General features: G+C 39.2%; 25 protein-coding genes. 22 read left to right on the top strand and 3 right to left on the bottom strand.

The features are described 5' to 3' along the window. Positions 1-17: 17 nt before the first annotated feature. On the bottom strand, positions 18-935 hold the full coding sequence (locus FBF83_RS11735; protein ID WP_136947354.1) for a hydroxymethylglutaryl-CoA lyase: 918 nt from the start codon (positions 933-935) through the stop codon (positions 18-20). Positions 936-1,098: 163 nt separating this feature from the next. Here FBF83_RS11735 and FBF83_RS11730 point away from each other — a divergent pair, with 163 nt between their 5' ends. From FBF83_RS11730 to FBF83_RS11720, 3 genes are read left to right on the top strand one after another with little or no spacing between them, the layout of a single operon-like run. Further along, positions 1,099-2,283 (top strand): acetyl-CoA C-acetyltransferase, encoded by a 1,185-nt coding sequence (locus tag FBF83_RS11730; RefSeq protein WP_136947353.1) that lies wholly within the window; start codon positions 1,099-1,101, stop codon positions 2,281-2,283. A 25-nt stretch (positions 2,284-2,308) separates the two neighbouring features. Beyond that, positions 2,309-2,995, top strand: coding sequence for a CoA transferase subunit A (locus tag FBF83_RS11725; protein ID WP_136947352.1), 687 nt, complete (start codon positions 2,309-2,311; stop codon positions 2,993-2,995). 7 nt (positions 2,996-3,002) lie between these two features. Then, positions 3,003-3,674, top strand: a complete 672-nt coding sequence (locus FBF83_RS11720; RefSeq protein WP_420875130.1) for a CoA transferase subunit B — start codon at positions 3,003-3,005, stop codon at positions 3,672-3,674. An 80-nt stretch (positions 3,675-3,754) separates the two neighbouring features. Here the strand turns inward: FBF83_RS11720 and FBF83_RS11715 are convergent, their stop codons facing one another. After that, on the bottom strand, positions 3,755-4,666 hold the full coding sequence (locus FBF83_RS11715) for an aldo/keto reductase (RefSeq protein ID WP_136947350.1): 912 nt from the start codon (positions 4,664-4,666) through the stop codon (positions 3,755-3,757). A 146-nt stretch (positions 4,667-4,812) separates the two neighbouring features. Between FBF83_RS11715 and FBF83_RS11710 the strand changes: the two genes are divergently transcribed. Next, the gene (locus FBF83_RS11710; RefSeq protein ID WP_136947349.1) at positions 4,813-5,352 is read left to right on the top strand and encodes a cysteine hydrolase family protein; all 540 of its coding nucleotides are present in this window, start codon (positions 4,813-4,815) and stop codon (positions 5,350-5,352) included. Between the two features lie 81 nt (positions 5,353-5,433). On the opposite strand, the gene mciZ is transcribed toward FBF83_RS11710, so the two are convergent. Next, entirely contained in the window at positions 5,434-5,592 is a 159-nt protein-coding gene (gene mciZ, locus FBF83_RS11705; RefSeq protein WP_136947348.1) for a Z-ring formation inhibitor MciZ, read from the bottom strand. Between the two features lie 117 nt (positions 5,593-5,709). Between mciZ and FBF83_RS11700 the strand changes: the two genes are divergently transcribed. The 18 genes from FBF83_RS11700 to spoVAE all read left to right on the top strand — a co-directional run bounded on the left by FBF83_RS11700 (position 5,710) and on the right by spoVAE (position 19,533). Further along, a complete protein-coding gene (locus FBF83_RS11700; RefSeq protein WP_136947347.1) occupies positions 5,710-6,243 on the top strand; it encodes an NUDIX domain-containing protein in 534 nt (177 codons plus the stop codon). A gap of 11 nt (positions 6,244-6,254) precedes the next feature. Continuing rightward, a complete protein-coding gene (locus FBF83_RS11695) occupies positions 6,255-7,409 on the top strand; it encodes an endonuclease Q family protein (RefSeq protein WP_136947346.1) in 1,155 nt (384 codons plus the stop codon). Positions 7,410-7,490: 81 nt separating this feature from the next. Beyond that, the gene (gene spoIIM, locus FBF83_RS11690; protein ID WP_136947345.1) at positions 7,491-8,132 is read left to right on the top strand and encodes a stage II sporulation protein M; all 642 of its coding nucleotides are present in this window, start codon (positions 7,491-7,493) and stop codon (positions 8,130-8,132) included. Between the two features lie 120 nt (positions 8,133-8,252). Further along, a complete protein-coding gene (locus FBF83_RS11685; protein WP_136947344.1) occupies positions 8,253-8,732 on the top strand; it encodes a Fur family transcriptional regulator in 480 nt (159 codons plus the stop codon). Positions 8,733-8,827: 95 nt separating this feature from the next. Beyond that, positions 8,828-9,055: a YqzK family protein gene (locus tag FBF83_RS11680; protein ID WP_240688079.1), complete on the top strand. Its 228-nt coding sequence runs from the start codon at positions 8,828-8,830 to the stop codon at positions 9,053-9,055. A gap of 12 nt (positions 9,056-9,067) precedes the next feature. Further along, positions 9,068-9,958 (top strand): site-specific tyrosine recombinase XerD, encoded by an 891-nt coding sequence (gene xerD / locus FBF83_RS11675; RefSeq protein WP_136947343.1) that lies wholly within the window; start codon positions 9,068-9,070, stop codon positions 9,956-9,958. A gap of 142 nt (positions 9,959-10,100) precedes the next feature. After that, on the top strand, positions 10,101-11,279 hold the full coding sequence (gene deoB, locus FBF83_RS11670; protein ID WP_136947342.1) for a phosphopentomutase: 1,179 nt from the start codon (positions 10,101-10,103) through the stop codon (positions 11,277-11,279). A 22-nt stretch (positions 11,280-11,301) separates the two neighbouring features. Next, complete coding sequence (locus tag FBF83_RS11665) at positions 11,302-12,129, top strand: purine-nucleoside phosphorylase (protein ID WP_136947341.1); 828 nt, start codon at positions 11,302-11,304, stop codon at positions 12,127-12,129. Positions 12,130-12,151: 22 nt separating this feature from the next. Continuing rightward, complete coding sequence (locus tag FBF83_RS11660) at positions 12,152-13,453, top strand: pyrimidine-nucleoside phosphorylase (RefSeq protein ID WP_136947340.1); 1,302 nt, start codon at positions 12,152-12,154, stop codon at positions 13,451-13,453. A gap of 196 nt (positions 13,454-13,649) precedes the next feature. Beyond that, positions 13,650-14,828 carry a D-alanyl-D-alanine carboxypeptidase family protein gene (locus tag FBF83_RS11655; protein WP_136947339.1) on the top strand — a complete coding sequence of 393 codons (1,179 nt, stop codon included), beginning with the start codon at positions 13,650-13,652 and terminating at the stop codon, positions 14,826-14,828. Positions 14,829-14,927: 99 nt separating this feature from the next. Further along, on the top strand, positions 14,928-15,278 hold the full coding sequence (gene spoIIAA / locus FBF83_RS11650) for an anti-sigma F factor antagonist (protein ID WP_136947338.1): 351 nt from the start codon (positions 14,928-14,930) through the stop codon (positions 15,276-15,278). Continuing rightward, a complete protein-coding gene (gene spoIIAB, locus FBF83_RS11645) occupies positions 15,278-15,718 on the top strand; it encodes an anti-sigma F factor (protein WP_136947337.1) in 441 nt (146 codons plus the stop codon). Before spoIIAA ends, spoIIAB begins: the two co-directional genes overlap by 1 nt. 12 nt (positions 15,719-15,730) lie before the next feature. After that, a complete protein-coding gene (gene sigF / locus FBF83_RS11640; RefSeq protein WP_136947336.1) occupies positions 15,731-16,486 on the top strand; it encodes an RNA polymerase sporulation sigma factor SigF in 756 nt (251 codons plus the stop codon). Between the two features lie 166 nt (positions 16,487-16,652). Further along, positions 16,653-17,270 (top strand): stage V sporulation protein AA, encoded by a 618-nt coding sequence (locus FBF83_RS11635; RefSeq protein WP_136947335.1) that lies wholly within the window; start codon positions 16,653-16,655, stop codon positions 17,268-17,270. Then, positions 17,267-17,698, top strand: a complete 432-nt coding sequence (locus FBF83_RS11630) for a stage V sporulation protein AB (protein WP_136947334.1) — start codon at positions 17,267-17,269, stop codon at positions 17,696-17,698. Before FBF83_RS11635 ends, FBF83_RS11630 begins: the two co-directional genes overlap by 4 nt. Next, positions 17,698-18,156 carry a stage V sporulation protein AC gene (gene spoVAC, locus FBF83_RS11625; protein WP_136947333.1) on the top strand — a complete coding sequence of 153 codons (459 nt, stop codon included), beginning with the start codon at positions 17,698-17,700 and terminating at the stop codon, positions 18,154-18,156. Before FBF83_RS11630 ends, spoVAC begins: the two co-directional genes overlap by 1 nt. A gap of 13 nt (positions 18,157-18,169) precedes the next feature. After that, positions 18,170-19,183, top strand: a complete 1,014-nt coding sequence (spoVAD, locus tag FBF83_RS11620; protein WP_136947332.1) for a stage V sporulation protein AD — start codon at positions 18,170-18,172, stop codon at positions 19,181-19,183. After that, on the top strand, positions 19,183-19,533 hold the full coding sequence (gene spoVAE, locus FBF83_RS11615; RefSeq protein ID WP_136947331.1) for a stage V sporulation protein AE: 351 nt from the start codon (positions 19,183-19,185) through the stop codon (positions 19,531-19,533). The genes spoVAD and spoVAE overlap by 1 nt, the downstream gene beginning before the upstream one ends. Positions 19,534-19,536: the final 3 nt, after the last annotated feature.

Raw genomic sequence — 19,536 nt, 5'->3', positions numbered from 1 at the left:
CCATAATATTATTACGGTTAATTAGATGGGACTTCTTTCTCTTTCAAATAGAGCGATCGGAATGGAGTTGTAATGCCTCTTGAAAGATAAGGTTCTATAAGATCAACTGCTTTCATGACTTCATCAAGGTTAATTCCAGTTGAAATGCCCATACGATCTAGCATATAGACAACACTTTCAGTAGCAACGTTACCAGTAGCACCTTTCGCAAAAGGGCATCCACCTAATCCACCAGCTGATGTATCAAATCGAGAAATACCTGCTTGAAGGCAAGCATAAATGTTAGCAAGTGCCATGCCTCGAGTATCATGAAAATGAGCAGTTAACAAAGTAGATTTAAACTCCTTTGTTAGACGACTAAAGAGGGCGCTCGCTTCTTCTGGAGTTGCCATGCCAATTGTATCTGCAACGCTAAGTTCATCTACTCCTGCTTCTACAAATTTCTTGCATACCAGAATCGTATCTTCTAAATCCATTTTCCCTTCATATGGACAGTAGAAGGCTGTTGAGATACAAGCTCTAATGAAATAACCTTCGCTTTTTAATTCTTTGACAAGCGGGAGAAGTTCATTAAGAAGTTCGTCTGTTTTTTTGTTGCTATTTTTTTGATTAAATGAGTTACTGACACCAGCAAAAACAGCAATAGCAGACACATCTGTTGATCGTACTCTCTCAATCCCCTTACGATTCGGTGCAAGAACGAAATTTCTAGTCTCATCAAGGCATGAGTCTGTTATTTCCGACGCATCCTTCATCTGGGGTACCCATTTAGGTGAAACGAAAGAAGTGAGCTCCATTTCATTAAAGCCAGCACTCTTTAATAATTGAATGAAATTTATTTTAGCTTCAGTTGGTATTAGATTAGCCTCATTTTGGAGACCGTCCCTTGGACCAACTTCAATAATCGTTACGTGTTCAGGAAGCAAGACTATCATCACCTTTCTTTTGTAAGCGCTATCTTATTAATTAAAACAAACCATTAATGAGGTTGCAAGTTAATCGTTTGAATAATGGAAATTCTTATTATTTGAAGGATTTTTCTGAATTAAGTAAGAATATTGTAGAAGAGAGTCATAGTTACATAAGGAGGAAATCGAAATGAGTCGAGAAGTCGCTATTGTAAGCGCTGTCAGGACAGCGGTAGGTTCTTTTAATGGTTCACTTAAATCAATATCTGCACCCGAGCTTGGAGCTATGGTTATTAAGGAAGCTGTAAATAGGGCTGGGCTAACGATAGATCAGGTAGAGGAAGTGATTATGGGGAATGTGCTTCAGGCAGGACTCGGACAGAATCCAGCTCGTCAAGCAGCCATAAAAGCTGGAGTACCAGTTTCAACACCTGCGATGACAATTAATAAAGTATGTGGCTCAGGTCTTAAAACCGTTCATTTGGCCGCACAATCGATAATGCTAGGTGATCAAGATGTTGTTGTAGCTGGTGGTATGGAGAATATGAGTCAGGCACCATATCTTCTGCAAGGAGCTCGAGATGGACTTCGCATGGGTGACCAGAAGATGATTGATAGTATGGTACATGATGGATTGTGGTGTGCATTTAATGATTATCATATGGGAGTAACCGCGGAAAACCTGTGTGACCATTATAACCTATCACGAGAAGAGATGGATGAGTTTGCAGCTTGGAGTCAGCAAAAAGCACAGACAGCTATTGATGAAGGCCGTTTTAAAGATGAGATCATGCCTGTTTCCATCCCTCAAAGAAAAGGGGATCCAATCACCTTTGATACAGACGAATATGTTAAACCCGGTACGACAGCAGAGAAACTAGCGAAATTGCGCCCAGCTTTTAAGAAAGATGGCGGTGTGACCGCAGGAAATGCTTCAGGAATTAATGATGGAGCTGCAGCGGTGGTTCTCATGAGTCTTGAAAAAGCAGATGAATTAGGAATAGAACCACTTGCCATTATTCGAGCAAATGCTAGTGCGGGTGTAGATCCAAGCGTGATGGGACTTGGTCCGGTACCAGCAACTAAGAAAGCACTTGAGCGTGCTGGCCTTTCGATGACTGATATGAACCTTGTTGAAGCAAATGAAGCATTTGCTGCACAGTCACTTGCTGTAGGCAGAGACCTTGATGTAAACAAAGACATTCTTAATGTAAGTGGCGGTGCAATCGCTTTAGGTCACCCAATTGGAGCAAGTGGTACTCGGATTCTAGTTACATTATTGCATGAGATGAAACGACGAAATAACCGATATGGCCTTGCCACACTATGTATTGGTGGCGGTCAGGGAGTAGCAACAATCGTTGAAAGACCATAAATGATTTAAGAGGAGGCTATTAATAATGAAACCAATACTGAATTCATTTGATGAAGCAGTTCAAGATATTCAGGATGGAGCAACGATTTTGGTAGGTGGATTTGGACTTGTTGGCATACCTGAGAATCTAATTATCGCGATTAGAGACAAAGGAGTTAAGAATTTAACGGTTATTTCAAACAACTGTGGAGTAGATGAATGGGGACTTGGCTTGCTTTTGAAAAACAAGCAAATTAAGAAGATGGTCGGGTCATATGTCGGAGAAAACAAAGAGTTTGAACGTCAGGTTCTTTCTGGCGAACTTGAGGTAGAGTTAATTCCACAGGGAACTTTGGCAGAACGTATTCGAGCAGGTGGCGCAGGTATTCCTGCATTCTACACTCCTGCTGGTGTTGGAACACCTATTGCAGAAGGCAAAGAAGTGAGAAGCTTCGATGGTAAAGACTATTTATTAGAACCTGCGATCAAGGCAGACTTCTCTCTAGTACGTGCGCTAAAAGGTGATGTGATGGGGAATCTGGTTTATAACAAGACGGCAAGAAATTTCAATCCTATGATTGCAGCTGCAGGTACCGTTACGATTGCTGAAGTAGAGGAGCTCGTAGAGGTAGGAGAGTTTGATCCAGATCATATTCATACTCCAAGTATTTATGTTCAAAAAGTAATCGTAGGAGAGCAGCAGAAGAAAATTGAGCGGCTAACAACGCGATAGGAGGATTATGATGGTTAAAGTAGATAAAGCGGCAGTTCGTGAAAAAATCGCAAGACGTGCTGAAAAGGAAATTCTTGATGGTTCTTATGTGAATCTGGGGATTGGAATGCCAACAATGGTTGCAAATTATATACCAGATGGGAAAAAGATAGTCTTGCAATCTGAAAACGGTCTTCTAGGCATTGGACCATACCCTACCGAAGGTGAAGTGGACCCTGATCTAATTAACGCTGGAAAAGAAACGGTTACTGCAATGCAAGGAGCTTCATATTTTGATAGCGCTGAATCCTTTGCAATGATTAGAGGTGGTCATATTGATGTTGCAATCCTTGGAGGAATGGAAGTATCCAAAGATGGAGACCTTGCAAACTGGATGATACCCGGTAAGATGATTAAAGGGATGGGCGGAGCTATGGACCTCGTTCACGGGGCAAAACGAATTGTGGTTATCATGGATCACGTTAATAAGAATGGTGCACCTAAAATATTATCAGCATGTACCCTTCCATTAACCGGTAAAGGTGTTGTTAATCGTATTATTACAGATCGAGCCGTTTTTGATGTTTCTGAAAAAGGTCTTGTGCTCATAGAAGTTGCAACTGGTTTTAGTATCGATGATATTAAAGAATCCACAGAGCCCGACATTATTATTGGAGATGTCCAACTGGATGCTTACTAAAAAGTTAGCTTAAAATTTTTGGTGGTTTGTTTTAATAAGAGTTAGAGCGTAGTCATGAAATGGCTACGCTCTTTTGTAGGTTAACGGTGCTTATCGTATTTATTCGCATTTGAAATTTCGCGTATTTTTCTAACTTCATCAAGTGTTAATTCCGGAGCATTCTGTGTTGTTAAATTAGCTAGAAGCTGTTCACTCCTACTTGCCCCAGGTATAGCGGTGGCTACTGCAGGGTGAGCAAGCGCGTAACGAAGGGCTGTTTGTGTTATATTACGATGATCACCTTTTAACTCTGCTAGTTGTTTAGAAATATCCAACACTTCATATTTTGAATAACCTAGGAATCCATCTTCTTTAATTTTTTCTTCGTAACGATCAGTTAGCATTCCTTTTGAAAGTGGCCCACGAGCAATGACACTAATCTCGTTTTCATGTAACAGATCAAGTATTTCTTCCTCAGGTCTTCGATCCAGAATACTATATTGCATCATAACAGTAGCAATGGATGAACGATTAACAAATTCTCGTATAACATTTGGTCGTATGCTTGAAATCCCATACTCTCGAATAAGACCTTCTTGTTTTAATTCATCAAATGCTTCAATCGTTTCATCGATAGGATCTTCAATTGTGCCACCGTGTAATTGATAGAGATCAATATAGTCTGTTTTTAAACGAAGTAGGCTATCTTTCACGGCTTCTTTAATGTGCTTTTTTGATGGGTCCCAGAACCAGCCGTCTTTACCTTCCTCCCAGTGATTTCCACCTTTAGTTGCTAAGATGGCGGAATCTCTTCTTCCTTCGAGGGCGTGACCAACAATTTCTTCATTTAATCCGAAGTCATACAGATCAGCTGTGTCAATGAAATTAACTCCGTTATCGAGTGCTTCATGGATTAGTGCAATTCCTTTATCACGATCTGTTCCGAGTGACATTGTTCCTAAACCGATTTCGCTCACATAAAGTTCTGATTTCCCAAGTGGATTTTTCTTCATTGATATCAATACCTCCCATAATATACCTGTACCAAGTGTATCGTGATAGGAGCATTGATGCCAATAATTTGAATAGTTTCATCGTTTTATCTGTCTTGTCATCTGTGTGATCTCTTGCTATAGTAATGACATTAGGAGGCGGTATGATGGGGAATGAAGCGCTTTTAATTATTGATATGAGTAATGATTTTATTCATGATAAAGGTGGACTGACTGTAGGTGAGAAAGGTCAGTCAGTTGTTTCAAATATTGTTTCACTTGCTAATTCTTTTCTTAATGAGGGTAAAGAAGTTGTGATTTGTATGGATGCACACGAAAAAGAAGATTCACACTTTGAATTATGGCCAGTACATAATGTAAAAGGGACGTGGGGACAGGAATTATATGGTGATCTGCATCAATGGTATGAAGTTAATAAAACTCATAAGCTTGTCTCATATGTTCCGAAACCAGAATATGATGCATTTTTTCAAACGAACTTAGAGGAAGTATTGAAATCAAGAAATGTTGAAACGGTCCACCTTTCTGGTGTTTGTACCGACATTTGTGACTTCTTAACTGCATATGGCGCTTATGCAAGAGGATTCAAAACGGTTGCTCATAGGTCTTGTATGGCAACTTTTACAGATCATCATGATGTTTTTCTAGAGCAAATGCAAACAATCTTCAAAACTGAAATCCGATAACTATTAACTAAGAAAAGCTGCCTTAAGTAGGCAGCTTTTCTTAGTTAATAAAACTATTCGTGGTGAAAATACGTTAAGGGGTTATTGTATTAAGCGTAAATGTGATTTTGTTCGAATGGATGGTGCTTGAACCCATTCTTCGATGGTATCGTAATGATTCATATAGTGTTTAAGCATTAATTGAATTTGCTTTGGTTTTCCTACCATCGTTACACCATTTGGTTGAATATAAACTTTCATATCAAAACCTCCTATAGATCGATACATAATGGAATGCCTTGCTTTCCCTATTATCTGTCTCTTGTGATAGACTTTATGTATCGTAACGAATTTTTAGAACGAGGAGATGAGTTATCAATGGACCATCTATATGAAAAGACCCTACATTCAGAAACAATTTATGAAGGTCGAATTATTAATGTAAGAGTAGAAGACGTCGAATTACCAAATGGAAAACAAAGCAAGCGTGAATTAATTGATCATCCTGGAGCAGTAGCTGTTATTGCGATTACATCGGATAATAAGGTATTAGCTGTAAGGCAGTATCGGAAAGCTCTAGGTAAAGCAATAGTTGAAATTCCTGCTGGTAAACTTGAACCTGGAGAAAAGCCTGAAGTAACGGCTGTTCGGGAGCTTGAAGAAGAAACAGGATACACATGTGAAGCCTTAGATAAGATTATTTCTTTTTATACTTCACCTGGATTTGCGAATGAACTAGTCCATTTATACGTAGCAAAGGGATTAGAGAAAAAAGGTGAGCAAGCTGCTGATGAAGATGAATTTCTTGATGTGCTCCATTTATCTTTAGAAGAAATGGAAGAAATGCTTAAAAAAGAAGAGATTCATGATGCAAAAACAGCATACGCGTTAATGTATTTGAAAATGAAGTAAAGGTGATATCTATGCAAAACATTTATGCTGATTTTCATATCCATATTGGCAGGACGGTTTCGGGAAAGGCTGTTAAAATCACTGGTTCCAACTCCCTTACTCTCTCAAGCATCCTCACTGAATCGTCAGAACGAAAAGGATTAGATATGATTGGAATTATTGATAGTCACGTTCCAGAAGTGATTCAGGAAATTGAGAATAGGATCTCTAATGGTCAGGGGTATGAGTTAGAAAAGGGAGGAATTAGATTTGATTCGCTCACTCTTATTCTAGGAACTGAAATCGAAATCTATGATCAAAATTGTCATGGTCCGATTCATGTATTAGTTTATTTGCCGAATTTGGCAAAAATGAAACATTTTTCAGAGTGGCTAAGAATTAGAATGAAGAATATTAACTTAAGTTCACAGCGGATATATGAAGAAGCTATTATCGTTCAGGAGAAAACAAAGGAGCTAGGTGGACTCTTTATTCCAGCTCATATCTTTACGCCATTTAAAAGTGTTTATGGTAAAGGAGTTGTCCAATCTATTTCTGAAGTATTTGACGCGACACGAATCGATGCTGTAGAACTAGGATTGTCTGCAAATACAATGATGGCTGATCAAATTGAGGAGCTTCATGCTTATCCTTTTCTAACGAATTCCGATGCGCATTCTACACCAAAAATTGCAAGAGAGTATCAGCATATGCTTCTTCAATCACCATCATTCACTGATTGGGACAAGGCAATTAGGGGAGTTGAGGGTTGTAAAATCATTGCAAACTACGGACTAAACCCCGTACTAGGGAAGTATCATGAAACAATTTGTTCTGATTGCAACAGCATTGTGATTGGAACTCATTGTATGAAATGTGGAAGCAAACATGTTATTAAAGGAGTATCGAATCGAATTAAAGAATTAAGTACTAGCTCTTGCTCACCTGCTCGGCCTCCTTATATTCATCACGTTCCACTTGAATTCATTCCCGGAATCGGTCCAAAAACGTTGGATCGGCTACTCGATTACTTTGGTACAGAAATGAATATTCTTCATCGTGCTGAGAAGGATGAACTAGCAAGTGTTGTTGGGTATAAACTTGCTCACTTAATCGTACTTTCAAGACAAGGGAATCTCACCTTTAAAGAAGGTGGAGGGGGTACATACGGCAAAGTGATTGGCTAGAAAGACAATCTAGCAATACTGTCATACCTTTTTAACCCGATTCATAGACTTAACCAAAGGAAGTGCGAAGGGGGATGTCTTATGAATCGGAGTAGGCAGTTGAAGCAAATTATTTCTGCCCATCTATCAGATCATTTATCACTATACACATTCATAGCCGTGTTGTTTCTAATGGGGATTGTGTTCGGAGCAATTATTGTAAATAGTTTAAGTCTTACTCAAAAAGAAGATCTTGCTATTTATTTAAGTAGATTCTTTGGACAAGTCTCTGACGGACAATTTGCTACAGCCTCTGAAATGTTCCAACAAAGTTTTACTCACTATGTTAAATACATTGGATTGATGTGGATTCTAGGTCTTACGATTATTGGACTTCCAATCGTTCTAATTATGTTATTCCTTAAAGGTATTGTCGTTGGTTTTACCGTAGGGTTTCTTGTTAATCAGATGAGTTGGAAAGGGTTTTTACTTGCATTTGTTTCGATCTTTCCACAAAATATCCTTGCTGTACCAGCTATGATTGTTGTCGGTACCGCCTCCTTAACTTTTTCTCTCAGGCTAATGAGGCAACTGTTTATGAAACGAAGAACGGAATTAATTTTACCTCCTTTTATGAGGTTTTCAGCTCTTGTTATTTGTACGCTCGGTGTTCTTTGTATTGCAGCGTGGTTTGAAGCTTATTTATCACCAGGATTAATTAAAGCAGTGGTTGATTTTAATTGAGCTATAGTTGTTATCATTTAATAATGATTACAAAAACTGAATGATAATGATTTTAATTTGACACCCTTTTTCCTACTGCTTATAATGAAAATGGCATCGATCGAGGGAGGGAAATGGGATATGGAAAGCAGAATCGATCGAATTAAGAAACACCTTCATTCTCAAAGCTATAAGCTAACTCCTCAACGTGAAGCAACAGTAAGAGTTCTTCTTGAGAATGAAGAGGATCACTTGAGTGCAGAAGATGTATATCTTCTCGTTAAAGAAAAATCTCCTGAAATTGGGCTTGCAACTGTATATAGAACGCTAGAGCTTCTTGCTGAATTGAAGATTGTTGATAAAATCAACTTTGGAGACGGTGTTTCAAGATTTGATCTCAGGCAAGAAGGTGCTGCCCATTTTCATCATCATCTGGTTTGTATTGAATGCGGAGCAGTAGATGAAATACAGGATGATTTACTTGGTGATGTAGAAAAGGTTGTTGAGAACGACTGGAATTTCAAAATCAAGGATCATAGGTTAACGTTTCATGGAATCTGTTATCGCTGTCAAAAGCAAGAGGATTCAGAACAACAGGAACAAGCAGCTAATCATTCATAAATGTTAACACTATTAATTAGACCCTAATAATACTAACGATGTATAAAAATCTCCATCGCTGGCATATCTTTTACTAGAGATGGAGGTGCGTTAGATTGAGAAGGGGTCTATTACTTGTTTTAGATACTATGAAAGTTTTCTTGCTGTTCACAGGGTGCACGTTACTGTTTTACTTCGGAATTCTCTGGGTAAATCAAGAATACCAGAATTATCATCGGTATGATGTGCCACAGGGGAAAGCAGTGAAAGTTGTTCAAATGGAAACCATTAAGCAACATACATTCCTTGAAAGGCTCGGTTTGTTTTACCAGACAGGTGAATAAGGAGCGTTTACAATGGAAGATCAGGTACAGGATTTTTTACACTATTTAATTGTTGAGCGGAGCTTGTCCAAAAATACTCTCGATGCATATAGACGAGATTTAGCTCAATACGTGGTTCATCTAAAAGAAAAAGAAGCGCTTGCTTCACTTGATGAAGTCCGTCGTGTTCATATTGTGAACTACTTGTATGAACTGAAAGACCAGGGTAAAGCTTCGACAACCATTGCTCGAAACATTGCTTCAATTCGTTCTTTTCATCAATTTTTGTTAAGGGAAAAAGCAGTGGATCAAGATCCGTCAGTACATATAGAAACGCCAAAGACGGAGCGAAAACTTCCCAAGATTCTTTCAACCACAGAAGTTGAAGAGTTATTAGAAGCACCTGATTATTCGACCCCTTTTGGAAAAAGGGATCGTGCAATGTTAGAAGTGCTATATGCAACTGGTTTACGGGTATCGGAACTTGTTGATTTGCAGATGGAAGATGTCCACCTTACTATGGGGTTCATTCGGACAATTGGAAAAGGTAATAAAGAAAGAATTGTACCTTTAGGTAAAATGGCCAGAGATGCGTTGACAATTTACCTTGAAGAAGGAAGAGCACAGCTGATGAAGCAGAAAAAAACTGATATGTTATTTCTAAATCATCGTGGAGAAAGGTTATCAAGGCAGGGCTTCTGGAAAATGCTTAAAAAGCTTGCAGTTAAAGCGAATATTGTAAAGCCACTTACCCCACATACGCTAAGACATTCTTTTGCAACACATTTATTAGAAAATGGTGCCGACTTAAGAGCAGTTCAAGAACTTCTCGGACATGCTGATATTTCAACAACACAGATCTATACACATGTAACGAAAGCAAGGTTGAAAGATATCTATTCAACCTATCATCCAAGAGCTTAAGGACAGGCTTTTATCCAGAAAGCGCATCTGGTCTATGACCAGATTTTTTCTTTTTCTAGATTCGCAAGCGCATTCAAGCACGTGTTTTTTGTTTTTCCAAAGGGAATAGTAATGGAAGTAGATTCAGAAGAGGAGGATTAAGATGACAAAACGTTTTAAAAGAGTATTTCTAGTTGTGATGGATTCAGTAGGAATTGGTGAGGCGCCAGATGCTGAAAAATTTAATGACAAAGGTGCCGATACTCTCGGTCATATTGCAGACCATATGAATGGTCTTAAGATGCCTAATATGGAAAAGCTTGGTCTTGGTAACATCCGTGAGTTAAACGGTATACCAAAAGCTAAGAAACCAATGGCTCATTACACTAAAATGATGGAAGCATCTAATGGAAAAGATACAATGACTGGACACTGGGAGATTATGGGACTCCATATTGAACAACCATTCCGCACATTCCCAGATGGTTTTCCTGACGACCTAATTTCTGAACTTGAAAGAAGAACTGGGCGCAAGGTTATCGGAAACAAACCAGCATCAGGTACTGAAATTCTTGTTGAGCTCGGTGAAGAGCACGTGAAAACTGGAGCAATTATTGTTTATACTTCTGCAGATTCAGTTCTTCAAATTGCTGCGCATGAAGATGTTGTACCATTGGACGAATTGTACCATATTTGTGAGATTGCAAGAGAAATGACAAAAGCAGAAGAATACATGGTTGGCCGTGTTATTGCGAGACCATTTTTAGGTGAAGTAGGCGATTTTAAACGTACCTCCAATCGTCACGATTACGCCCTAAAGCCTTTCGGGCATACCGTCATGAATGAGTTAAAAGACAATGACAAAGATGTCATTGCCATTGGAAAGATTTCAGACATCTATGATGAAGAGGGAGTAACCAAGTCTCTTCGAACAAAATCGAATATGGATGGAATGGATAAATTAATTGAGACGCAACAAATGCAGTTTGAAGGGCTTAGTTTCTTAAATCTAGTCGATTTCGATGCGCTCTTCGGACATAGACGTGACCCTCAAGGATATGGTGAAGCACTAGAAGAGTATGATGTGAGGCTTGCTGAAGTTCTAGAACGAATGAATGATGATGATCTACTCTTAATTACAGCCGATCATGGCAACGATCCAATTCATCATGGAACAGATCATACAAGAGAGTATGTTCCATTGCTCGCTTATCATAATGGCATTGAAGAAGGTAAAGACATTGGTATCCGCAAAACGTTTGCCGATATTGGAGCGACTGTTGCTGATAATTTTGAAGTGAGCTTGCCAGAACATGGTACAAGCTTTCTTGACAAGTTGTAAGAATTAAGAGGAGGAACAAATGATGACTGTAGTTAAACAAGAAATCCAAGACGCTTCGTCTTATATCGCTGATCAAGTAGGAGAACTACACCCTGAAATAGGACTCATTCTAGGTTCAGGACTTGGTGTCCTTGCTGAGGAAATTGAAAATCCTGTGCAAATTCCATATAGTGATATTCCCAATTTTCCCGTATCAACGGTTGAAGGCCATGCAGGCCAGTTTGTATTTGGCACATTGAATGGAAAAACAGTTGCAGCTATGCAAGGAAGATTTCATTTCTATGAAGGCTATCCAATGGATAAAGTAACGTTTCCAGTTCGAGTAATGAAAGAGCTAGGAATTGATAAAGTTATCGTTACAAACGCTGCAGGCGGTATTAATGAAGAGTTTCAACCAGGTGATTTAATGGTTATTTCTGATCATATTAATAACTTTGGAACAAACCCTTTAATCGGCCCAAATAGTAATGAATTTGGTCCTCGTTTTCCTGATATGTCAACTGCTTATTCTATGAATTTCCAGAACCTTGCTCATGAAACAGCTAAAGACCTCGGTTTGAAACTCCAGTCTGGCGTGTACGTTGGAAATACTGGACCGACATATGAAACGCCTGCCGAAGTACGTATGTTAAGAACGCTTGGGGGCGACGCTGTTGGTATGTCAACAGTACCTGAAGTCATTATTGCAAGACACGCAGGTATGGAAGTCCTTGGGATCTCTTGCATTTCTAATATGGCAGCCGGTATTCTCGATCAACCACTGCATCATGATGAAGTGATTGAAACGACTGAACTAGTTAAATCAAACTTTTTATTACTCGTTAAAACAATAGTAGGTAAAATGGTATAGAGCTGAAGGGAGAGCTATTCTGGTGAGAATGGTAGATGTGATTCAAAAAAAGCGTAATGGTAAGGAACTTTCTAAAGAGGAGATCAACTTCTTTATTGAGGGCTATACAAAAGGCGATATTCCTGACTATCAGGCTTCTGCCCTAATGATGGCAATTTATTTTAATGGAATGAAGTCCAATGAGACTGCTTTACTAACTCAGGCAATGGTTGAATCAGGAGAGACAATTGACCTATCTGCTATTGAAGGCCATAAAGTGGATAAGCACTCAACAGGTGGTGTAGGTGATAAAACAACATTTATTGTTGGACCTTTGGTTGCATCAGTTGGTGTTCCTGTTGCGAAAATGTCAGGTCGTGGGCTTGGGCATACGGGTGGAACGCTTGATAAACTCGAATCAATTAAAGGCTTTCATATTGAAATGACGAAAGAAGAATTCGTTAACAATGTGAATACGCACAAACTTTCTGTTGCTGGTCAAACCGGAAATCTTGCCCCTGCAGATAAAAAGTTATACGCTCTTCGTGATGTAACAGCTACAGTAGACTCTATTCCTTTGATTGCAGGCTCAATCATGAGTAAAAAGCTTGCTTCTGGAGCAGATGGTATCGTCTTAGATGTTAAGACAGGTTCAGGTGCATTCATGAAGAAGCTAGAGGATTCTGAAGCACTTGCGAGAGAAATGGTAAACATCGGAAATAACCTAGGTCGTAATACAGTTGCTGTTATCAGTGACATGAATCAACCGCTTGGATTTGAAGTTGGAAATGCGAATGAAGTTCGTGAAGCATGTCAAGTTCTTCAAGGTGAGAATATTGAAGACCTTCGTCTTCTTTCACTTGAATTGGCTTCACATATGACTGTCCTTGCTGGTGCATTCGATGATTTTGACTCAGCTTACAAAACACTTGAGCAAAACCTTCAAAATGGAAAAGCTTTTGAGTCATTTAGAACCCTTGTTAAAGCACAGGGTGGTGATGTTAGTGTCATTGATGACTTATCGAAACTTCCTCAGGCGAAGTATCATATCGAAGTCACTGCTAATCAGGATGGCTATGTAGCTGAAATTGATGCTGAATCGATTGGCGTAGCAGCAATGTACCTTGGTGCAGGTCGAGCAACGAAAGATGATCAAATTAATCATGGTGTAGGGATAACGCTTAAGAAAAAAGTAGGCGATCAAGTAACTAAAGGTGAAACGCTCGTGGTGCTTCATAGTGATGAAGAAGAACCAACGAATTCAATCGACAAAATTAATGAGGCTTATACGCTCTCAGAACAAGCTCGCGATAAGCATCAGTTAATTTACAAAGTCATTAATTAAATAGCATTTGCAAAGCCTCCATTCATTAATGGAGGCTTTTTGTGTTCTCATTTTTCTTTTAGAGATGAATTGTATACTTTCAAATTCTCCATTTTGTCAACTTATAACGGATTTGCTTCCAAATGTTGATTAGGTATTCGTATATTTTTCCATTAGGATGGAAAACCTTGTAATACTAAGAATGGAGGGATCACCTATGAAAGTTGTTGCAACGTTGCTCGCCATCCTGCTAGGAGGAAGTTTGCTGGTTCCAAGTTTTGCAAATGCAGAAGAAGCTAAGACAAAAATCGCAGAGAATTCCTCATCTGCTATTCTAATTGAGCGAGATACAGGTGCAGTATTATTTGAAAAAGATAGTGATAAGAAGCTTCCTCCTGCAAGTATGACGAAAATCATGACAATGATTTTAATAATGGAAGCGATTGAGAGTGGCAAAATAAATCTCGATCAGAAAATTAGAGCAAGTGAATATGCTGCATCAATGGGTGGATCTCAGATTTTTCTTGAGGCCGGTGAAGAAATGACGGTTAACGATATGCTGAAAGGAATTGCTATTGCATCTGGTAACGACGCGTCCGTTGCTATGGCAGAAGCAATTTCTGGTTCAGAAGAAGAATTCGTTAACAAGATGAATGAAAAAGCAAGAGAAATGGGACTTAAAAACACGCATTTTGTTAATCCTACGGGTTTACCTGCTAAGGAGCATTATTCTACAGCTAATGATATGGCATTAATGGCCAAAGAGTTATTGAAATATGAGTTAATAACAAAGTACACAGGGCTATATGAAGATTATTTACGACAGGACTCCGACAAGAAATTCTGGCTCGTTAATACGAATAAATTAGTGAAATTCTATCCAGGAGTTGATGGGTTAAAGACAGGCTTTACAAGAGAAGCAAAGTATTGTTTGACTGCAACAGCTAAAAGAGATGATATGCGAGTTGTAGCAGTGGTTATGGGCGCCCCGACACCAAAAGCACGTAATGCAGAAATTACAAAACTTTTTGACTATGCTTTTTCTCAATATAAAACCCAAAAGCTTTTTGATCGTCATCACACTGTTAAAAAATTTGAAGTAAATAAAGGTGATCAATCGTTAATGAAAGTTATCACTTCTGAACGAGTTTCTGTTCTTCTAAAGAAAGGGCAAGAAAATGGTGATATTACGACATCTATTAAAATGAATGATCACATTGAGACACCGATAAAGAAGGGCGATGAAGTTGGTATATTGTCAGTGAAAGTAAATGGGAATGTAACTGCCACTTCTCCTGTTCTGTCTTCTGAAAATATTCATTCTGCTTCATGGTGGCAGTTAATGAAACGGACAGCTGCACAGTTCGCCAAAACACATTCTCATAATGTCAGGTGATTAAAAGATTATCGAACGGCCACTAGTTTTGTCACGAAGAAGGAATTCACCCTGTAAAGAGAGAAAAAACTCACAAGCAAACATGAGGAGGAATGTTACGTGAGTCTTTCGATCAATCTTGAAGTGAGACATCCCGTTCTTTTAATTCGACTTGATGGGGAGCTGGATCATCATACAGCTGAAGAGCTAAGAGACAGGGTAGACCTGATTATTGAAGAACGCAAAATTGAACATATTGTGCTTAGTCTTGAGGGGCTATCGTTTATGGATAGTTCTGGTCTGGGCGTCATTCTTGGACGGTACAATAAAGTGAAAAGTTTTGGCGGTGAGATGGTAGTCTGTTCTATTTCCGGCCCAGTGAAGAGATTATTTGAAATGTCAGGGTTATTCAAAATCGTGAGGCTTGAGGCGGACGAGCAGCATGCCCTCGCAACTCTGGGGGTGGCGTAATGAGAAATCGAATGGACATTGAATTCTCAGCTCTCAGTCAAAACGAGTCATTTGCACGTGTAACCGTTGCTGCTTTCATTGCACAGCTTGATCCGACCGTTGACGAACTTACAGAAATTAAAACGGTCGTATCAGAAGCTGTTACAAATGCCATTATTCACGGTTATGAAGAAAATTCAGAAGAAAAAGTATTTATTTCGGTTGAGTTAAACGATGATACCGTTAATCTAACCATTCGTGATACAGGAATTGGAATTCAAGATCTAGATGAGGCAAGACAGCCGCTCTTTACAACAAAGCCGGAGCTTGAGCGTTCGGGTATGGGCTTCACAATTATGGAAAATTTTATGGATGAGGTCAAAGTGGAATCTGCAAGCGGTCAGGGTACGACAATTCATTTAATGAAGTACCTATCAAAAAATAAAGCGCTATGTAATTAAGGGGACCTGCATATGGACGTGGAGGTTAGAAAAGGAAAACAGTCGCAACTAAAGCCTGATGAAGTGAAGGAATTGATTAAACAAAGCCAGGACGGGGACCAGGACGCACGAGACACTATTGTACAAAAGAATATGAGACTTGTTTGGTCCGTTGTTCAACGATTTCTAAATCGAGGGTATGAAGCGGATGATTTATTTCAAATAGGGTGTATTGGCCTGTTAAAATCCGTTGATAAGTTCGATCTCAGTTACGATGTTAAATTCTCCACCTATGCAGTTCCCATGATTATTGGGGAAATTCAGCGCTTTATTCGTGATGATGGAACCGTTAAGGTAAGTCGTTCACTCAAAGAAACAGGAAATAAAGTTCGAAAAGCGAAGGATGAATTATCGAAATCGCTAGGAAGAACGCCTACCATTAATGAAATAGCAGAAAAAATAGAAGTAACGCCTGAAGAAGTGGTAATGGCGCAAGAAGCTGTACGAGCACCTTCCTCAATCCATGAAACCGTTTATGAGAATGATGGTGATCCAATTACATTGTTGGATCAAATTGCTGATAATACGGATACAGCGTGGTTTGATAAGCTTGCTCTAAAGGAAGCACTTCAGTATCTTGATACAAGGGAAAGGTTAATTGTGTATTTGAGATATTATAAGGATCAAACCCAATCGGAAGTAGCAGAACGTCTCGGAATCTCACAGGTACAGGTTTCAAGACTAGAAAAGAAAATATTAAAGCAAATTAAGGAACAGATGAGCAAATAGCTCGTCTGTTTTTTTATTGAGTATTTTGCCAAAGTCCTGACCTTTGAAGAATGAAGGTTGACCATTTCGAGGGAATTAATGGAACATGAGTGCCTTTAGAATGAGAGTTAATTGGCAGAAACATACTATAAGCAATATGCCCCTCGAATAAGGAGGCGGAGGATATATGCAAAATGAAATGATCTATCTTCGGCTTAGACAGAAAAACAAAGTGCCCCCAAATGCTCGATTGGTTATAGGTGATATTGCCCAACTTATTGGCGATGAAGAGTTCTGTGCCAAAGTAGAGAACATGCCAATTTATCAAATTACCAAGGAAGATAAAAACCTCATTGTAATTGATGTTATGAAAGTCATTACGGTCATTCAACGAGGTATACCTGAACTGGAGATTCAAGTGGTCGGGCCAACACAAACCATTATAGAGGTGCAGTTTCCAAAGAAAAAATTAGCACCGGTATATTTTGTGCTCATCTGGTGCTTATTATTTATCGGTGCTGCGCTTGCCATTATGAACTTCCATGAAGATGTAAGCATGAGAGAAGTTCACCAGCAGATATATAAAATTGTGACAGGAATTGATAACCCTAAACCACTTCTTCTGCAAGTACCTTATTCTCTTGGGTTAGGAATTGGGATGATCCTATTTTTTAATCATTTATTTAAAAAGCGTTTTAATGAGGAGCCAAGTCCTTTAGAGGTAGAGATGTTTAATTATCAGCAAGACCTCGATCAGTATGTCATTGTTCATGAAAATGAAGAAAACGGAAAACCGAAACCATGAATGCCCAATTTATATTCGTTATGTTAATTGGATTTGCAGAAGGAATTGCAGTAGGAGCAGGTTTTGTAGCATTCCTTTCCGTTCTCGGTATTATTCCAAGACTAACGCAGCTATCGAAGACAGTACACCTTATTCGCTTTTATGAATGGGGCATTATTATTGGGGCTGTTGTGTCAAGTTGGCTTTCACTTCGTAACCCTATACTTGGCTTGCCGAAAGTTATAGTTATCCCAATTGGGCTTGGATCAGGTATTTTTATTGGGATGCTAGCAGCTGCGTTAACTGAGGTTCTCAATGTATTACCTATTCTCACAAAACGTATTGGATTTATTGACAAAATTCTAATCTTATTAATGGCGATTGTACTAGGGAAGGTTTTCGGTTCTTTATTTCATTGGACTATCTTTGTAGATGGAGGAACAAATTAATGTCTAATTCACTTAATGATCAGAATCAATACAAGGAAAACATCAAGTCGTACCAACCTAAACCGCCTTATGTTTTAAATGCTCTAAAGGCTTTTGTTGTAGGTGGACTCATATGCATGTTGGGGCAAGTGATTCAAAATTTCTATATGAATGTATTTGACTTCTCGAAAGAAACAGCAGGTAATCCTACGGTAGCTACGTTGATTCTTTTTGCGGCTTTATTAACGGCTTTTGGTTGGTATGACAAACTCGGGCAATTTGCTGGTGCCGGTTCAGCAGTTCCAGTTACCGGTTTTGCGAATTCCATTACAAGTGCTGCATTAGAACATAGAAGCGAGGGGATTGTGCTTGGAATTGCAACGAACATGTTTAAGCTTGCTGGTTCAGTTATCGTATTTGGAGTTGTAGCAGCTTATATTGTAGGAATGATTAGAATGGTTTTTAAAGCCCTGCTATAAGGAGAGAGCATAGATGAAGCTAGGAAAGCAATCGTGGAAATTCCAAAACGTATATGTACAATCTGTTGGGACAGCTGTTGGACCTAAAGAAGCAGAAGGTCCTTTCGGAGATCAGTTTGATGTTACGTATCAAAGCCTTCATTGTGATCAGGATAATTGGGAGCTTGCTGAGCGTAAATTGCTTGAAGATGCGGTTAATACCTGCTTGAAAAAGAAAGAAATGACGCAGGATCAGGTAGATGTTTTTGTAGCAGGTGACTTATTAAATCAAATAGTAAGTGCCACTTATACAGCAAGAACAAATCACATTCCGTTTTTAGGTGTTTTTGGTGCTTGTTCAACATCAATGGAGTCTCTCGCGATTGCTTCGTCACTCGTTGAAGGAGAATTTGTTAACTATGCAATAGCTGGTGTTAGTAGTCATAATGCAACAGCGGAGCGGCAATTTCGTTACCCTACTGAGTATGGAGGACAAAAGCCAGGAACAGCAACATCCACGGTAACTGGAGCTGGAGCTGCCTTAATCGGAAGAGAGACCTCTGACATTAGGATCTCTGCAGCTACCATTGGAAGAGTTGTGGATTGGGGGATAAAGGATCCATTCGATATGGGCTCCGCAATGGCACCTGCAGCAGCAGATACACTTGCAGCTCATTTTACTGACTTAGATGTGTTGCCAACAGATTATGACCTGATCGTAACCGGGGATCTTTCATCGATTGGCTCTCCTATCCTAAGAGATTTATTGCTTGAGAAAGGGTTTGATATTACAAACAACCACAATGATTGTGGTTTAATGATCTATCGACCTGATCAAAAAGAGGTGTTTGCTGGAGGGAGCGGTTGTGCTTGTTCTGCAGTTGTAACTTATGGGCATTTAATCGATTTATTAAAAAAAGGAATGTATAACAAAATTCTTGTTACAGCAACTGGATGTTTGCATAGCCCCGTAATGGTACAACAAAAAGAAAGCATGCCTGCCATTGCACATGCCGTTGTGTTTGAGCGCGTTGGAGGTGTTAGCTAATGGAATATTTCATAGCCTTTGCAGTTGGGGGAGCCATTTGTGTTGTTGGACAACTCCTTTTGGATATTTTTAAATTAACACCTGCTCATGTTATGTCTTCATTTGTTGTAATCGGTGCTGTGCTTGATGGATTTGGAATTTATGATCGGTTGATTGAGTTTGCTGGTGCTGGAGCGACTGTGCCAATCACAAGCTTTGGGCATTCATTACTACATGGTGCAATGCAACAAGGTGAGGAACACGGATTTATAGGCATCGCAATGGGCATTTTTCAATTAACTTCAGCGGGGATTTCTTCAGCAATCGTTTTTGGGTTTATCGTAGCACTATTATTTAAACCAAAGGGGTGAGAT

It is taken from the genome of Guptibacillus hwajinpoensis (assembly GCF_005144865.1).
GTDB lineage: Bacteria > Bacillota > Bacilli > Bacillales > Guptibacillaceae > Guptibacillus > Guptibacillus hwajinpoensis_A.
Note: the sequence above shows the minus strand (reverse complement) of the source record. Positions and strands in the feature narration are given on the sequence as shown.

What these genes read in the sequence shown, in the direction of transcription:
- FBF83_RS11735 (WP_136947354.1), bottom strand. Translation starts at nt 935, where the DNA reads ATGATAGTCTTGCTTCCTGAACACGTAACGATTATTGAAGTTGGTCCA.
- FBF83_RS11730 (WP_136947353.1), top strand. Translation starts at nt 1,099, where the DNA reads ATGAGTCGAGAAGTCGCTATTGTAAGCGCTGTCAGGACAGCGGTAGGT.
- FBF83_RS11725 (WP_136947352.1), top strand. Translation starts at nt 2,309, where the DNA reads ATGAAACCAATACTGAATTCATTTGATGAAGCAGTTCAAGATATTCAG.
- FBF83_RS11720 (WP_420875130.1), top strand. Translation starts at nt 3,003, where the DNA reads ATGATGGTTAAAGTAGATAAAGCGGCAGTTCGTGAAAAAATCGCAAGA.
- FBF83_RS11715 (WP_136947350.1), bottom strand. Translation starts at nt 4,666, where the DNA reads ATGAAGAAAAATCCACTTGGGAAATCAGAACTTTATGTGAGCGAAATC.
- FBF83_RS11710 (WP_136947349.1), top strand. Translation starts at nt 4,813, where the DNA reads ATGGGGAATGAAGCGCTTTTAATTATTGATATGAGTAATGATTTTATT.
- mciZ (WP_136947348.1), bottom strand. Translation starts at nt 5,592, where the DNA reads ATGAAAGTTTATATTCAACCAAATGGTGTAACGATGGTAGGAAAACCA.
- FBF83_RS11700 (WP_136947347.1), top strand. Translation starts at nt 5,710, where the DNA reads ATGGACCATCTATATGAAAAGACCCTACATTCAGAAACAATTTATGAA.
- FBF83_RS11695 (WP_136947346.1), top strand. Translation starts at nt 6,255, where the DNA reads ATGCAAAACATTTATGCTGATTTTCATATCCATATTGGCAGGACGGTT.
- spoIIM (WP_136947345.1), top strand. Translation starts at nt 7,491, where the DNA reads ATGAATCGGAGTAGGCAGTTGAAGCAAATTATTTCTGCCCATCTATCA.
- FBF83_RS11685 (WP_136947344.1), top strand. Translation starts at nt 8,253, where the DNA reads ATGGAAAGCAGAATCGATCGAATTAAGAAACACCTTCATTCTCAAAGC.
- xerD (WP_136947343.1), top strand. Translation starts at nt 9,068, where the DNA reads ATGGAAGATCAGGTACAGGATTTTTTACACTATTTAATTGTTGAGCGG.
- deoB (WP_136947342.1), top strand. Translation starts at nt 10,101, where the DNA reads ATGACAAAACGTTTTAAAAGAGTATTTCTAGTTGTGATGGATTCAGTA.
- FBF83_RS11665 (WP_136947341.1), top strand. Translation starts at nt 11,302, where the DNA reads ATGACTGTAGTTAAACAAGAAATCCAAGACGCTTCGTCTTATATCGCT.
- FBF83_RS11655 (WP_136947339.1), top strand. Translation starts at nt 13,650, where the DNA reads ATGAAAGTTGTTGCAACGTTGCTCGCCATCCTGCTAGGAGGAAGTTTG.
- spoIIAB (WP_136947337.1), top strand. Translation starts at nt 15,278, where the DNA reads ATGAGAAATCGAATGGACATTGAATTCTCAGCTCTCAGTCAAAACGAG.
- sigF (WP_136947336.1), top strand. Translation starts at nt 15,731, where the DNA reads ATGGACGTGGAGGTTAGAAAAGGAAAACAGTCGCAACTAAAGCCTGAT.
- FBF83_RS11635 (WP_136947335.1), top strand. Translation starts at nt 16,653, where the DNA reads ATGCAAAATGAAATGATCTATCTTCGGCTTAGACAGAAAAACAAAGTG.
- FBF83_RS11630 (WP_136947334.1), top strand. Translation starts at nt 17,267, where the DNA reads ATGAATGCCCAATTTATATTCGTTATGTTAATTGGATTTGCAGAAGGA.
- spoVAC (WP_136947333.1), top strand. Translation starts at nt 17,698, where the DNA reads ATGTCTAATTCACTTAATGATCAGAATCAATACAAGGAAAACATCAAG.
- spoVAD (WP_136947332.1), top strand. Translation starts at nt 18,170, where the DNA reads ATGAAGCTAGGAAAGCAATCGTGGAAATTCCAAAACGTATATGTACAA.
- spoVAE (WP_136947331.1), top strand. Translation starts at nt 19,183, where the DNA reads ATGGAATATTTCATAGCCTTTGCAGTTGGGGGAGCCATTTGTGTTGTT.